This window comes from Rhodospirillaceae bacterium (genome assembly GCA_016722635.1).
GTDB lineage: Bacteria > Pseudomonadota > Alphaproteobacteria > JAEUKQ01 > JAEUKQ01 > JAEUKQ01.
This window is the reverse complement of sequence record JADKIX010000010.1, coordinates 551,730-567,319: the sequence shown is the minus strand read 5'-3', so window position 1 is coordinate 567,319 and position 15,590 is coordinate 551,730. Positions and strand designations below refer to the sequence as shown.

The following is a 15,590-nucleotide window of genomic DNA, read 5'->3' as shown; positions in this document are numbered from 1 at the left end:
TTTTTTCCCCCCCCTCCCTCCGGCGCCCACCCGCAGATTGACCAGATGTAGTGTTTTAATAAGTGCAATTTCTGGTGGCATTGCAAAAAAATCTTTTAGACCCTGAAGGTCGGCTTTTCTTTGCCTGATATCACATTTTTGACAAGAAATGTTAATCCAAATCTCTGAGATTCCCCCCCCCCCCCCAGCAACCCACCCATTAAACAACAGCCCCCCCCCCCGGGGCCCCTTTCCCTGCATCCCATTCTGGACTCCATCCAGATATGCCTTCTTTTCAACCAAGCCTTTTGCGGAAAAGACTGGCGGAAAATGGAATAGTTAAAGCCGCAATAACAGCCAAAGGCACAATTTGCGTTAATACGATTCCCCAAGGTATATCTTGAAGGAATACACCGCGTGAAACAATCATGATGTAGCGCAGCGGGTTCAGATAGGTAATGAATTGGCACCATAGGGGCATATTATCGATCGGTGTCATCATCCCTGAAAGCACAACGGCAGGCGCCAAAAATAGGAAAACCCCCAAAATTGCCTGCTGTTGCGTTTTGGAAATTGTTGAAATGCTAAGCCCTATCCCCACAATCGCCAGCAGAAATAAGAAAATAGCCAAATAAAGTTTTAAAATATTCCCCGCAAAGGGGATGTGAAACCAAATTTGGGATATAATCATGACGACATTGGCCACCAAAAAGCCAACCATTAAAGCCGGAATGATCTTACCCAGCATAATTTCATTGGTTCTTAAAGGCGTTACTAATAATTGTTCAAAAGTTCCCAATTCCCTTTCCCGGGCTACACTTAACGCGGTAATTAAAAGGGTCGCAATAGCGGTAAGCAAGCCAACCAATCCCGGCAAAACAAACCACTGACTGTCAAGATTGGAATTATACCATATGCGGGTTTCAATGCTCGCAACATTAGCTAACCGGGTTGTTTTGCGCCAATTTTTCTGGAATTTTTGGATAATTTCTTGGGCATATCCCTGAATGACCATCGCCGCATTGGAACGCCTACCATCAATAATCAATTGCAAAGCAATGGGTTTGCCATTCAATAAATTTCCCGAAAAGTTCTGGGGTATATGCAAAACCATCATGGCTGTTTGCCCTAAAATATAATCCTCAGCCCCTTTAATGTTATTGACCAACCCTACCAATTTAAATTGCCCGGAACTGGTAAATTGATAGATCAAGTCACGCGCCGGTAAGGTTGCATCTTCATTCCACACCACTAGGGGAATTTGTTTGACGTCAAAATTGGCGGCATAGGAAAAAACCAATGTTTGCAAAATGGGCGGCAAAATAAGCACCGAGCGCACGCGCTTATCCTTCCACAGGCTGATCAATTCTTTCCTAACTAACGCCCATAATCTTGCAAACATGTTTTATTCCAACTTCTGGCGGCTAAAATACAAAGTTAACCCTAAACCAATCACGGCAAATAACAGTAACACTAACATGTTTGGGATGAGGATTGCCCACACATCGCCAACCAAAAAAAGGCTTTGCAGGCAAGCCACGAAATATTTAGCAGCAATAATATTTGTTAGCCATTGGATGATGGTTGGCATGGAGTTAATATCAAACAAAAATCCAGATAACATCATGGCCGGAAGATAACTGACGATAAAAGCAGTCTGGGCAGCCACGAATTGATTGCGGGTGATGGTTGAAATCAACAATCCCACCGACAGGGCGCCTAATAAAAATAATCCAGATGCGATGGCAAGGGCAAAGAACGATCCCCGGAACGGCACATGGAACAAGAAGCTAGCCACCAGAAAACATACCAGCATACTGGCCATCCCCAATACAAAAAAAGCAATCAAGCGGGCCAGTAATATTTCCGTGGTGCTAACGGGCGTGGATAAAATCGATTCGACTGTTCCCCGCTCCCACTCCCTTGCTACCACCAAAGCAGTTAATAAGGTGCCGATTAAGGTCATAACCAAGGCAATAAGCCCTGGCACTAGAAAATTGGCGCTTCGCAATTCAGGGTTAAACCAAAATTGGGTTTCAACCTTAATTTGTCCTGAAAAACTATAGCCACGCTCTTTTAATAGCCCGCTCAACCAAGTTTGCAGCGCACCCGTGACATAAGAGGAAACGATGCGTGCCTGACCGGCATCCACCCCATTGACGATTAATTGGATTTTCGGAATCCAAGATAAAGGGCTGACAATATGGGTGGTTTCAAAATTGATGTAAGCTTTGATCTTCCGGTCAATCAGGCTTTGTTCCGCAGCCCGGTCACTTAAAAAAATAACAGGTTCAAAATCCGGCAATGCACGCAAGCTGTTATAAAGCGATAAAGGCAAAGGGCTTGAATCATTATGCACAATCCCCACCGGTACATTACGGATATCAAATGACATGCCAAAACCATTGATTAACAAAAGGATAAGGGGCATCACAAATGCAATCAAGATGGAAGACAGATCCCGGGTAATTTGCAAATATTCTTTATGGATCAATCCCCATAAGCGTTTGCTTTTCATACTATAGGCCCTTGTTGCTGATCGGTCTGTTGGATAAGCCTGATAAAAGTATCTTCCAAAGTCACCATTTTGTTGGGGCCTTGGCCAGTTTTACCTTTTAGACCATCGGGGCTGCCATTGGCAATCATTTGGCCGCGGTAAATAATCCCCAAACGGTCGCAATATTCTGCTTCCTCCATAAAATGGGTGGTCACTAAAACGGTAACGCCTTGATCCGCCAGAATACCGATTTCTTGCCAAAACTGACGCCGCGTGTTTGGGTCAACCCCGGAGGTGGGTTCGTCTAGGAACAAAATACTGGGGGAATGGATTAAGGCGCAAGCCAATGCTAAACGTTGCTTAAACCCAAGCGGCAGTAATATGCTTGGCATTCTCTCATAAGCCTTTAAGTCAAATTGCTCTAACGCTTTGTCATAAGCGTTTTTTAAAAATTTTCCCTGCAGGCCGTAAACTTTACCAAAGAATTCTATATTTTCTTTAACGGACAATTCCCCATATAAAGAAAATTTTTGTGACATATATCCTAAGCGGCTTCTGGCTTCAGCTGGGCTATGCCCAAGATCCAACCCGGCAACTTTGGCAGAACCGTCGGTTGGGGCAAGCAATCCGCATAACATCCGAAAGGTGGTTGATTTTCCTGCCCCGTTAGGCCCCAGTAAACCAAATATTTCTCCCTGATGCACATCAAAACTAATCTGGCGAACAGCCCAAAAATCCCCAAAGCGTTTACTGAGGTTTCTAACTTCGATATCGACCCTTTTCCCCACTTGGTGGGGAAGCAGGGAAGCATCTTCTTGAACGTCTAGATGTTCAGTTTTATAAGAGGGCTTTTTATGGGACTGTAACCGAAAAAGATGATCCATATAACTATCTTCAAATCGGGGGGGGGCCGGAATAATCGTTTTTATAGAAGGATTAAGCTGAATTTCTTTTAGAATCTGCTCAATGCTCCCCTCAGCTTCCGCTAAAACCCGGATATATTCCCCTTGGATAACCGCACTGATAATTTTTGGATGGTTGTTTAAACGGCGTTGCAACATTCTTTTCAAGTTTTTTTCAACCGGCAGCAATAAGTTAATACGACCAGCCAACTGGTTACTTAATTCACTTGGTTTGCCTTGGTTTAATAAAACCCCTTCATGCAATAGTAAGACGTGATCGCAACGCTCCGCCTCATCTAAATAAGCTGTACTCCATATCACCAAGGTATCCGTATGACGAATAAGTTGCTGAACCAGTTCCCAAAGCTCGCGGCGTGACAAGGGATCAACCCCGACACTGGGTTCATCCAACAGCAAAATTTTTGGCTTAACAAGCAGGCTACAGGCCAAAGCCAGTTTCTGTTTCATACCACCGGATAGTTTGCCCGCCTGACGGTTGGTGAAGGGTTCCAACCGGCTAAATTGCAACAACCGTTGAAACTGCGCCCCGCGTTCTTGCTGGCTGATACCGTATAAATCGGCATATAGATTAAGATTTTCTTTTATCGTTAATTCTTCGTAAAGGCCAAATCGCTGGGGCATATAGCCCATACACGGACGGTAAGAATGATCATGCCGGATATCTTGGCCAAATATTTTGATAACCCCTTTGGTTGGGCTTAAAAGCCCTACCATCAAGCGCAGCAAAGTTGTTTTCCCCGCCCCGTCTGGCCCAACCAGCCCGATCACTTGTCCGGGTTGCAAAGCAAAATCTAGGCTTTTGAGGGCGTGAACTGTTTGTTTGCCCTGTTTAAAGACTTTCGCAACCTTTTCAAATTCAATGACGTTTTGCATGGTTTTTTAAAACTATGCCTTACGGATTTTCAGGGATTGCCACCACAATGGTGACTGGCATGCCTTGATGTAAATTGCCATCATTATCATCCACCAAAATTCTTACCCGGTACACCAATTGGGTTCTTAATTCTGTGGTTTCAACCGTTTTTGGGGTGAATTCAGCAACAGGGGAAATAAAGCCAATTTGGCCATGATATGTTTTACCATCCGGTTGATCCGAGGTGATCACCACCTGCATACCCTGTTTAATAAAGCCGCGCAAGGGTTCTGGAACGTAACTGCGAATCCAAGGTTTATCATCCACCGCTAAGGTATAAACAATGGAAGAGGCTGCAACCACCGAACCCGGTTCTAAAACCCGGGCGGTAATCACCCCTTTTGCCGGGGAGAAAAGTTGAGTCCGGGCGTACCGGTTCTTCATAATGGCCAAACTTGCTTGCTCTGCCTGCAATTGAGATTTAGCCTGGGCAATATCTTCCTCACGGGCGCCTTTTTCTGATAAATTTAAATTTTGCTGGGCTGATTGTTGGCGGGCCAATGCCGTTTCTAAGGCATTTTTAGAATCCTCATATTGCTGACGAGAAATATTACCACTTTTAAAAAGCTCTTCCCGTCTGGAAAATTCTGCTTTCTGTAAATTATATTGGCTATCAGCCACGGCAAGTTCGGCCCTGGCTTGAGCAATTTCTTCCAAGCGATTACCGGATTGAAGTTTCTGCAAAACAGCCTGCTGGGCATTCACCCGTGCCTGTGCCAATAGGGTAGATTGTTGATAAAGTTCCTGATTAAGGGCGCCTATCAATTGGCCTTGCTCAACCATATCCCCCTCTTCCACCACAAGCTTTTCAATCCGTCCGTCTACTTCAAAAGCCAAATCGACCTGGCGGATATCAACATTACCATAAAGGGTCAATTGTTCAGGACGGCCATTGTGGCTACGAAAGGCCACCATGTATAAAAGGATAAGCGCCAGAATACCCGCTATTCCGGCAATCAAATATTTTTTACGGATAACCATTGCTTTAAGGGAAGATTTATCAGTCTTTTTCATAGGATTGATCTTTTTAAGTATTGAGAATAAGTGAAGAAATTTTGCCACACGCTTAATTTAGCGATGATAGCACCATATAGGTTGCGGATATCAATTAGCAACAGGCTTTTTTAAAACCCATATTAGGAAATGTTACGTGATAATGCTCCCATTTGAATAAAAAAGGGGAAATCATAAAATTTCCCCTCCTTCATACGTCTCATTATTCTTTAAACAGCAAAGACTTATTTTTTAGATGACTTTAGTCGTCATTTTCATCCCAACTGGCGCGGAAACTTAATTGAAGAGTGGCGCTGCCATTGGCCGGAACAGGGATTGTCCATTGCCATGATTGGGCGGATAATTGTTGGCCAGGATAATTTTCCTGGGTTATTTCCCAACTATAATCAATTTCCCCAGCATTTTCGTTCATGATAATCGTGACAGGTTCAGATTTGGCATTATGGAAAACAACCTCATAGCTGATATCCACCATGGTGTCATTGACCATATGATAATTGGTGGCTTTCAGATGGGCGGTTAGGTCGAAAGCATATCCCAATTGCAAGTTGACTGTTTCATTGACGGGGGTGTGGGCAATCAAGTCTTCCCCCACAAAAATTGGTTGGCCACGTTGATCGTTTTTGTATAGACGAACGGTCCCTTTGGGCAAAGGCATGCCAAGGCCGTTTTCGGTATTATTCAAAAGTTTTAGGATAACAGCAGGATGGGCGATTATTTCAGCGATTTCGTTGCTATCCTCACCCTCCCATTCCGCACCTGTGATCAAATTATTAAAAACATATTGTTTCCCGACAGCAACGGAGGACGCTGCTAATAAGCTTACCTGTTTGGTTTGGTTGGAGCGAATGGTGGTTAAACGCGGCAAACTATATAAATGATATTCGAAAAGGGCCTCCTCTGTCATACGTTCTTGCTCTGGGCTATCGTCATAATCCTTAATATCCTCAAATTCCTCAACCGTATCCGTTTCAATCAGGTTTAAATCCCCAGCCACCAATTGTAATTGGGCATTTTCAAAAGTTACGGCGGTTTCATTGGTCAGGGTAACAAAACCGGTTAAATCCAACCGCGTTTCATCTGCATTTAATTTGGCCACATAATCCGCTTGCCAGGACAAGCCACCTGTTAGATAACTTAATTGCACTTCCGTTGGCAATTGTTCCTTCATAGCACGGTGGCTAACTTGATTGATTTTTAAGGTTAAGGTGGGAATGGGGCGCAGGCCCGCCGGTATGGATTTATAAATGATGCGGCCGGGAATTTCTGTTTCAATCCGGTCGCCTATTTTCAAGACAATCCCTTCAGCTGTGCTTAAGACTAATGCATCAACAGTTTTTTCCTGTTTTGCTGCCTCATCCCACATTACCACCTGCACGATTTGCCCGACCGATTTTTCAAGCAATTGCGCTGGTGTCAATAAATCATAATTAAAATTTTGCTCCAGAACAGTAATGTCTTCCCCATCCGTCAGATTTTGCAGCAACGCTGTTTCTGGACGAATTTGATCACTAACTCCTGAAAAAACCAGATCATTGACCGTATTGCGTTGAGAATAATGCCGCTGGTCTTTCACCATAGCCAGATTTTGATTATAAATGGTGACCGCAACCCCCGTCTGGATAGTTGGAATTGAGGGCGTCTCCTGGGCTGATAAAGCGCCTAACCCAGCCATCAGCGGAAATATTGCAAATAAGGAGGTTGCGATTTTAGAATAGCCGATGTTCATGTGAATACCTGTTTGCCAAGATTAAATACCGAATTTATTCAATTGTGATTCACAATTATGTCAAAAACATGGCAAGCAGGAATATGGACGCTAAAGCACCCCAGCCTGTTTTGAAAATCATCTGATCGGGAGAATAAATAATGAAAGTAGTGGGGCGAGCGACGGGGATCGAACCCGCGACAGCCAGAACCACAATCTGGAGCTCTACCAACTGAGCTACGCCCGCCATATACCACAGATGCTACACATACAAATTTTACACCCCAAAGGTCAAGTGTAACTTGCATAGGAAAGCTATAAATCGTAATTTATTATCTTATAATCTCAGAATAAAGATGTGTTTTAGACATATCCTGATTCTAATCCTTTAGACTAATATAAGGTTTTTCATGCTATCTTTTGTAAAAATTCATGGCTGCGGCAATAGTTTTATCCTCATTCATGATCAGGGGCAGAAGCTAAATGTTATAAAAGCTTCTTTCAGCCGGTATATTTGTCATGAACATTGGGGTGTGGGCGCTGACGGCTTCATTTTAATAGAACCAACCCCTGATCAAGCTACTTCATTTAAAATGACCTATTTGAATGCGGACGGCAGCGACGGCAAACTTTGTGGAAACGGCTTACGCTGTGCTGCCCGTTACGGCTATGAACTTGGTTTTTTCAAGGATCACACAAAAATTTTAACGGACGCTGGCATATTATCCGTGTATAGGCTTGATAATAGCCATTTTCGTGTTGAGATTCCTTTGCTACAACAACCGCAATTCAATCTGGATTTATCCCAAACCAATCCCTATTTTCAATCACTTGATTTTCTGGACACGGGCGTCCCCCATTTGGTAGTCGGCCTAACTAACATGGACATAAAAAAATTGCCGGTCGCGGAATTGGGACAAGAATTGCGGTGGCATCCCCATTTTTCCCCTCACGGCACCAATGTTAATTTTATCCAATCTTTACCAAATGGTAGGATTGCTATCAGGACCTTCGAGCGGGGTGTTGAACAGGAAACACTTTCTTGTGGAACAGGTGCGGTTGCGGCAGCCATCATCAGCCATTACCGATATTCCTTGCCATCCCCGGTTCATTTATCCACCCCAGGGGGTGAACTGGCGGTAGAATTCCATATGAAAAATCATCTAGTAAGTGACCTGTTCCTAAGCGGCCCTACCATGATCATCGCACAAGGGTTCATAAGCCCCGAATGGCTTAGTCAATATTGGCCTGATGGGAGCTGGCAAGATATTTAGGGAACGATTTCAAAAATAAGAGGCAAAGGGCTTGGCAACAACATTTTTTGTTGGTCAATTTTTTGGACAGTAGCCAACGATGGCCCACGGTAGCAATCTTGGATTAATTTTTGTAAGGATTCATCCTCGCCTATCAGCAAAGCCAGGACAGTACCTACCGGTAAATTTTTAACCCAGCCCACGACTTGGTAATTTTTCGCTTGCTTTCGCAGCCATTCGCGGTAGCCAACCTTCTGCACAAGCCCATGGATAGTTATTTGGATGGCTTGCCGCATCAGTTATTCAAATTCCAATATCATTTGGTCAACTGCCAGCGTTTCACCGGCTTTTGCGTGGATTTTTTTGATTTTTCCATTGCGTTCCGCCCGGATAATATTTTCCATTTTCATGGCTTCTAAAACCAATAACTCCTGCCCTATTTTAACCTCTTCCCCCTCTTTCACGGTAAGTGAGGTTAACATCCCAGGCATGGGGGATGACAGCATTTTTGACCGGTCAGCCAATTTTCTTTCCGGCATCCATTGCATTAAATTGGCAATATGGGGCAAATACACATGAAAGTCAGTTTGTGCCCCTTGGCTACTCAGCCGATAGCCATTATTTCCCAAATATTCCACCTGCACCACAACAGGTTGTTGATTAATTGACCCTATTAACAGCAGTTTGGTATCTGACAGGTCTAAACTAATCGAATACACCTGCTGATTGATGGTTACCTGGTAATCCTTTGATGTATGCGATCTGTTAATGATGACGGACAGCTGTTGTTTTGCCTGAAAAACCACCAAGCGAATGTCACCCGTGTCTGATAAAATCCCGAATTGGGACAGCGACGGATCAATATGACATTCCTGCAAATAATATAGCAAGCTTGCGAGAGCGGTTAATGCGGGAAGCATCGAAACCGGATGTGACGGAACATGGAACCCTTCAGGAAATTCCTCTTGGATAAAAGCAGTGCTTAACTTGCCCTCAATAAATTTTTGTTTTCCTAAAACGTTGGACAAAAACAAAGCATTGTGCGAAATCCCTCTCACGACAAAACGGTCTAATGCTTGCCTTAAGTGATAGGCCGCCTCTGTCCGTGTATCCCCATAAGAACAAACCTTGGCAATCATGGGATCATAATAAACCGATATTTCACTGCCCTCATCCACCCCGCTATCGACGCGGATATTCTTATTCGTCGGCGGCTGCAGATAATGGGTTAGTCGGCCGATTGATGGTAAAAAGCCGCGTTGCGGATCTTCGGCATAAAAACGGGCTTCAATCGCCCACCCTTTCATACGGATATCTTGCTGGGTAAAGGGAATTTTTTCGCCATGTGCAATTCGGATCATCCACTCCACTAAATCCAATCCTAAAACCAGTTCTGTCACAGGATGTTCGACTTGCAAACGCGTGTTCATTTCCAGGAAATAAAAATTCCGTTGCGGATCAACAACAAATTCAACCGTCCCAGCTGATTGATACCCTACTGCCTTAGCCAATCCTACCGCTTGTTCACCCATCATCCGGCGGGTCTTTTCATCAAGGAAAGGGCTTGGGCATTCTTCAATAACTTTTTGGTGACGACGCTGAATGGAACATTCTCTTTCCCCTAAATACAACGTTTTTCCATGCTGGTCAGCCAGAATTTGTATTTCAATATGCCGGGGTTGTTGGATATATTTTTCTAAAAAAACACGATCATCGGCAAAACTATTTTTTGCCTCACTACGCGCCAATCTTAAACCCTCAAATAATTGCTGCTCATTCCAAGCAATCCGCATGCCTTTACCCCCACCACCGGCAGAGGCTTTGACGATAACAGGATATCCGATTTCTTTGGCAATACGTAAAGCCTGGGCTTCATCAGTGATAGTACCCAGATACCCTGGCACAGTTGTCACCCCAGCTTTTTGGGCCAATTTTTTTGATTCAATTTTATCCCCCATGGCCGCAATTGCTGTACTGGGAGGGCCTATAAAAACCGCGCCCGCTGCTTTCACAGCGGCCGCAAAAGCCGGTTTTTCTGATAAAAATCCATAGCCTGGATGCACGGCCTCCGCACCCGTTTGGCGGATAGCGTCAATGATTTTTTCCATCACCAAATAGCTTTGGTTAGAGGGGGCACCACCTATCAAAACAGCCTCATCCGCTTCCCTAACATGGCAGGCATCACTATCAATTTCAGAATATACGGCAACAGTTTTAATTCCCATACGTTGGGCAGTGCGAATAACCCGACGGGCAATTTCCCCACGATTAGCAATCAGTATTTTTTTAAACATTCCTTATACCTTATTCATCCAGCATCATTAAATAAAGATTACAGAAATCCGCCCAGTTAGATCATTCACTTGGCTAGAGGGGAATATTGTCATGCTTTTTCCAAGGGTTTTGAAGCTTTTTATCTTGCAATAAATGTAAAGCACGGCAAATCCTGCGCCTGGTTCCATGGGGCATAATCACATCATCAATAAAACCGCGTTTAGCCACAATAAAAGGATTGGCAAATTTTTGGCGATATTCTTCGGTACGTTGGGCAATTTTGGCCTGATCTTGGATATCAGTCCTAAAAATAATTTCTACCGCCCCCTTAGGTCCCATGACAGCAATCTCTGCGGTGGGCCAAGCATAATTAACATCACCCCGCAAATGCTTTGAACTCATCACATCATAAGCGCCACCATAGGCTTTACGGGTGATTACGGTAATTTTAGGAACGGTTGCTTCCCCGTAAGCAAATAAAAGTTTTGCCCCATGTTTAATAATACCATTATATTCCTGCGATGTTCCCGGCATAAAACCCGGAACATCCACGAAAGTGACCAAGGGAATGTTAAAACAATCGCAAAAACGCACAAAACGGGCAGCTTTCCTTGAAGCATCAATGTCTAAACAACCCGCTAAAACGGTGGGTTGGTTGGCTACCACCCCTACAGGGATCCCGTCCATCCTGGCAAATCCCACGATAATATTTTTGGCGAAATCCGGCTGTATTTCAAAAAAATCTTCCCCATCCACAACCTTCAGGATCAATTCTTTCATATCATAAGGCTTATTAGGGTTTTTAGGGATAAGGGTATCCAAAGAAAAGTCGGGTTTATCAGTAACCTTGGCCGATTTTTTGATGGGAAGGGGATGGCGGTTGGATAAAGGTAGAAAATCATATAACCTGCGAACTTGCAATAAAGCCTGGATGTCATGATCAAAAGCCAAATCTGCCACGCCTGATTTCGTGGTATGCGTTGTTGCCCCACCCAACTCCTCATGGCTAACGGTTTCATGGGTTACTGTTTTGACAACATCAGGGCCCGTCACATACATATAGGACGATTCCCGTACCATAAAAACAAAATCCGTTATGGCAGGGGAATAGACAGCCCCCCCAGCACAAGGCCCCATCACCAAGGATATTTGGGGAATGACGCCAGAGGCTAGAATATTTCGCTGAAAAACCTCTGCGTAACCGGCCAGGGACGCAACCCCTTCTTGGATACGCGCCCCACCCGAATCATTGATGCCAATCAGCGGTATCCCAAGCTTTATCGCTTGATCCATCACCTTGCATATTTTTTCTGCCTGGGTTTCGCTTAATGACCCACCGAATACGGTAAAATCTTGGCTAAAAACAAACACCTTGCGTCCGTAAATAGTTCCGTGACCGATTACCACCCCGTCGCCAGGAATTTGTTGTTGATCAAGCCCGAAATCATGGCAACGATGTTCCTTAAACATATCCCATTCTTCAAAGGAATGCGGATCTAGTAATACCTCTAAGCGTTCGCGTGCGGTCAATTTCCCTTTTGCATGTTGTGCACGGATGCGTTGCTCGCCACCGCCCAACCTAGCCGCAGCACGTTTTTTTTCAAGTTGTTCTAGTACATCACGCATTCTGATAACCTGTTCTGATGATTAAGGGTAGGTTGTTGAATTGGATAAAAAACCTTTGCCGCAATCTTATTAACTTTTGATAACCATCTAACCAATCATATGAGCAAAAAGTAAATCATCCCAACACCCCAATGGGGTCTTCGTTCCTACTAAGGTAAAAATAAGATGGGGTTTTGTCAAAATGATTAACGAAAGAAACAAAAGTCTAGTGATAAAAATGGTCGGAGCGGCGGGATTTGAACCCACGACCCCCACACCCCCAGTGTGATGCGCTACCAGGCTGCGCTACGCTCCGTTATTTTTATCATTGTCATCCCATAAGAGTTTTTTATCAAAATTTGTCAAGCCAAGAATTGCATCATTACGATTCAAACAATTTATTCAGCTTGTTTTTCAACTCTTTTAACTCTCCAAGCACTTCTTTTAGGGAATCAACTTCAGACAGATTTTTCTCGTCATTTCCTTGTGCTGCATTTTGTGTAAATGAATTGCCAGGCAATGCAGGCTGTCCAACAGAACGACTTACACGAGACACAGGGTAATCAATGGGCTTCAATCCTCGCTCACTTATCATCCGCTGCACGCCTTTAATGGTATATCCCTGCTCATATAACAACCGTTGAATAATTTTTAGTGATTGAATATCATCCGGTTTATAATAACGCCGCCCACCGCCACGTTTAATTGGTTTTATAACGGTAAATTTTGATTCCCAAAACCGTAAAACATGTTGGGGTATGGACAGCTCTTCAGAAACCTCACTAATGGTTCGGTAAGCAGTTTCAGCTTTATCAAACTTAGCCCTTTGAACCCGCAAGGACTGGTCTTCTGGGTTTATCTGGGCCGGAGAATCGGTGCCCCCCGGTGATGGAAGCGATCTTGCAAGTTTTTGACGCATTATGTTTTTTCTACGTTACGTTAATTTTATTTTTTAACAAAGGAGACGACCTAAAACTGAGAACCTTCCTAGGTGTTATATAAACTTTCTCGCCCGTTTTTGGATTGCGGCCAATCCGCATATTTTTTGATTTGATGGCAAATGTTCCAAAACCGCTAATTTTTACATCTTTGCCCTGTTCGAGATTACCCGCAATAATTTCAAAAATATCCTCAACCAAACGAATTGATTCCACCCTGGAAAAGCCCATTTGGTAATAAATCTCCTGACTTAAATCAGCCCGTGTCAATGTCTGTTGAGATGGTTGGTCTTGATCCATAGGTCCATAAATTTTTTTATAAGCAAAATCAACTACATATTCTTATATCTTCATATTAATCCTATATCTTCATATCAATTGTTTTTATAAGAAACAAGGATTATTTTTTTCTTAATATCATGATATTTTAGCAAATATTTTACCAACGTATCAAGGCAGAGCCCCAGGTGAATCCGCCACCTAAGGCTTCCAACATGACCAAATCACCTTTCTTAATCCGCCCATCGGCCGTTGCTTCAGCCAAAGCCAAAGGAATAGACGCCGCAGAAGTATTGGCATGAAGGTCAACGGTCACAATCACTTTTTCAATAGGCAATTTCAACCTATCGCCAACCGCCTCAATAATTCGTTTGTTAGCCTGATGCGGAACCAGCCAATCCAAATCAGCAACGGATAGTTTATGGTGTTCCAAACCTGTCCGCACAGCCTGTTCCATTTTTTGGACGGCGTGCTTAAAAACTTCTTTTCCCACCATCTTAACTTTGCCAACCAGCCCCGTGGATCCGGGGCCGCCATCAACAAACAGCATTTCCTCATAACGACCGTCGGCAAATAAATGCGTGGATAATATTCCCCGGCTATCGCTTTCTTGACCTTTTAAAACAACGGCGCCAGCCCCATCCCCAAATAAAACACAGGTAGAACGATCCTGCCAATCTAATAAGGATGAAAATACTTCTGCACCAATAACCAGCGCATGCTTCACTTGCTGTAATCGGATAAAATTGTCGGCCACTGCCAAGGCGTAGACAAAACCTGAACACACCGCCTGAATATCAAACGCAAAACCTCGCTCAATTCCCAATTTAGCCTGAACGGTAACAGCGGTTGCCGGAAAAGTCCGGTCAGGGGTGGTCGTTGCCAAAATAATTAAATCGATGTCTGCTGCTGTTATATTGGCTTTTTTCATTGCAATCTGGGCCGCTTTAACCGCCATATCAGAGGTTTTTTCGCCTTTTGCAGCCAAATGCCGTTGTTTGATACCCGTTCTTTGTTGGATCCATTCATCCGTGGTTTCAAGTTTTCCTGATAACTCTTCATTACTTAAGATTTTTTCAGGCAAATACCCCCCACAACCCAAAATAACGGAACGGATGGTCATGATTGAACCGCTGGATGAACGAGCGCGGGTTTCATCGAATCTTTAATTAATTCATAATCATGTTTAATTTTATCTATTGCATGATGGATGACCATATTCGCTGCAACACCTATGGCATTGGCAAAACCAATAGCATCCGTGCTACCATGGCTTTTAACAGCCACCCCATTAAGCCCTAAGAATATAGCGCCATTATAACGACGGGGATCAACCCGGACTTTTAAGGTGTTTAACGCGGGCCGGGCAAATAAATAACCAATTTGGGCAAGAAATGAACTACGGAATGTTTGTTTCAAAAATTCCGAGATCAGCTTGGCCGTCCCCTCGATTGATTTTAAGACAATGTTACCGGTAAACCCATCGGTGACAATAACGTCAACCGTTCCTTTGGCAATATCATCACCTTCAATGAACCCATGATAATGGCCTGGCAGCTTGATGTTTTTTAAGATTGCATGGGTTTCCCGGACAATTTCGTTACCTTTGACTTCCTCTGATCCCACATTCAATAAACCGACAATCGGTTTACGAATCCCTAAAACAGCGGTTGCAAAAACGCTGCCCATCAATGCAAATTGTAAAAGGTTAGCCGTATCATACTGGACATTCGCCCCTAAATCTAACATGACACTTTCCCCTTTCATGGTGGGGAAATAAGAGGCCATGGCGGGGCGATCGATGCCTGGCAATGTTCTTAATACTATTTTTGACATAGCCATTAAGGCACCCGTATTACCGGCTGACACCATAGCAGAAGATTTTCCTTCAGACACAGCCTCGATAGCTAGCCGCATACTACTTTCACGACTGTTGCGCAGGGCCACAGACGGCTTGTCCTCACCGCGGACCACCTGGGTTGTGTGCACAATGGTAGACACATCAACCAGACCGCTGTATTTGTTAAGCAATGGCTGGATGAGACGTTCGTCACCAAAAATCAAATAACGTAAATTGGGAAAACGCCCTCGAGCAATCAACGCCCCCTTGATAACAATCTCAGGAGCATAATCCCCACCCATTGCATCAAGCGCTATAGTGATAGCATCACTCAAGGGAATTTCGCCTTATTCATTTATTCTTAATA

The 15,590-nt window shown here is 43.9% G+C and carries 13 protein-coding genes and 2 tRNA genes; 1 reads left to right on the top strand and 14 read right to left on the bottom strand.

Going from position 1 to position 15,590, the window contains the following annotated elements:
• Positions 1–274: 274 nt before the first annotated feature.
• The 6 genes from IPP67_07060 to IPP67_07035 all read right to left on the bottom strand — a co-directional run bounded on the left by IPP67_07060 (position 275) and on the right by IPP67_07035 (position 7,281).
• Positions 275–1,381 (bottom strand): ABC transporter permease, encoded by a 1,107-nt coding sequence (locus tag IPP67_07060; GenBank protein MBL0338911.1) that lies wholly within the window; start codon positions 1,379–1,381, stop codon positions 275–277.
• Positions 1,382–1,384: 3 nt separating this feature from the next.
• Positions 1,385–2,497 (bottom strand): ABC transporter permease, encoded by a 1,113-nt coding sequence (locus IPP67_07055; GenBank protein ID MBL0338910.1) that lies wholly within the window; start codon positions 2,495–2,497, stop codon positions 1,385–1,387.
• Positions 2,494–4,272, bottom strand: coding sequence for an ABC transporter ATP-binding protein (locus IPP67_07050; protein MBL0338909.1), 1,779 nt, complete (start codon positions 4,270–4,272; stop codon positions 2,494–2,496). The genes IPP67_07055 and IPP67_07050 overlap by 4 nt, the downstream gene beginning before the upstream one ends.
• A 19-nt stretch (positions 4,273–4,291) precedes the next feature.
• Positions 4,292–5,326, bottom strand: a complete 1,035-nt coding sequence (locus IPP67_07045; protein MBL0338908.1) for an HlyD family efflux transporter periplasmic adaptor subunit — start codon at positions 5,324–5,326, stop codon at positions 4,292–4,294.
• Between the two features lie 241 nt (positions 5,327–5,567).
• The gene (locus IPP67_07040) at positions 5,568–7,055 is read right to left on the bottom strand and encodes a DUF4139 domain-containing protein (GenBank protein ID MBL0338907.1); all 1,488 of its coding nucleotides are present in this window, start codon (positions 7,053–7,055) and stop codon (positions 5,568–5,570) included.
• A gap of 150 nt (positions 7,056–7,205) precedes the next feature.
• Positions 7,206–7,281: transfer RNA gene (locus IPP67_07035), tRNA-His, on the bottom strand.
• 163 nt (positions 7,282–7,444) lie between these two features.
• Between IPP67_07035 and IPP67_07030 the strand changes: the two genes are divergently transcribed.
• On the top strand, positions 7,445–8,308 hold the full coding sequence (locus IPP67_07030; GenBank protein MBL0338906.1) for a diaminopimelate epimerase: 864 nt from the start codon (positions 7,445–7,447) through the stop codon (positions 8,306–8,308).
• On the opposite strand, the gene IPP67_07025 is transcribed toward IPP67_07030, so the two are convergent.
• The 8 genes from IPP67_07025 to plsX form a co-directional block, all read right to left on the bottom strand.
• Entirely contained in the window at positions 8,305–8,583 is a 279-nt protein-coding gene (locus IPP67_07025; GenBank protein MBL0338905.1) for an acylphosphatase, read from the bottom strand. The genes IPP67_07030 and IPP67_07025 overlap by 4 nt on opposite strands.
• 3 nt (positions 8,584–8,586) lie before the next feature.
• Positions 8,587–10,581 carry an acetyl/propionyl/methylcrotonyl-CoA carboxylase subunit alpha gene (locus tag IPP67_07020; protein MBL0338904.1) on the bottom strand — a complete coding sequence of 665 codons (1,995 nt, stop codon included), beginning with the start codon at positions 10,579–10,581 and terminating at the stop codon, positions 8,587–8,589.
• A gap of 73 nt (positions 10,582–10,654) precedes the next feature.
• Positions 10,655–12,187 carry an acyl-CoA carboxylase subunit beta gene (locus IPP67_07015; GenBank protein MBL0338903.1) on the bottom strand — a complete coding sequence of 511 codons (1,533 nt, stop codon included), beginning with the start codon at positions 12,185–12,187 and terminating at the stop codon, positions 10,655–10,657.
• Positions 12,188–12,405: 218 nt separating this feature from the next.
• Positions 12,406–12,482, bottom strand: a tRNA-Pro gene (locus IPP67_07010).
• 66 nt (positions 12,483–12,548) lie between these two features.
• Positions 12,549–13,085, bottom strand: a complete 537-nt coding sequence (locus IPP67_07005; GenBank protein ID MBL0338902.1) for a MerR family transcriptional regulator — start codon at positions 13,083–13,085, stop codon at positions 12,549–12,551.
• 10 nt (positions 13,086–13,095) lie between these two features.
• Positions 13,096–13,404 carry an integration host factor subunit alpha gene (locus IPP67_07000; protein ID MBL0338901.1) on the bottom strand — a complete coding sequence of 103 codons (309 nt, stop codon included), beginning with the start codon at positions 13,402–13,404 and terminating at the stop codon, positions 13,096–13,098.
• A gap of 139 nt (positions 13,405–13,543) precedes the next feature.
• Positions 13,544–14,506, bottom strand: a complete 963-nt coding sequence (locus IPP67_06995; GenBank protein MBL0338900.1) for a ketoacyl-ACP synthase III — start codon at positions 14,504–14,506, stop codon at positions 13,544–13,546.
• A complete protein-coding gene (plsX, locus tag IPP67_06990) occupies positions 14,503–15,558 on the bottom strand; it encodes a phosphate acyltransferase PlsX (GenBank protein ID MBL0338899.1) in 1,056 nt (351 codons plus the stop codon). The genes IPP67_06995 and plsX overlap by 4 nt, the downstream gene beginning before the upstream one ends.
• Positions 15,559–15,590: the final 32 nt, after the last annotated feature.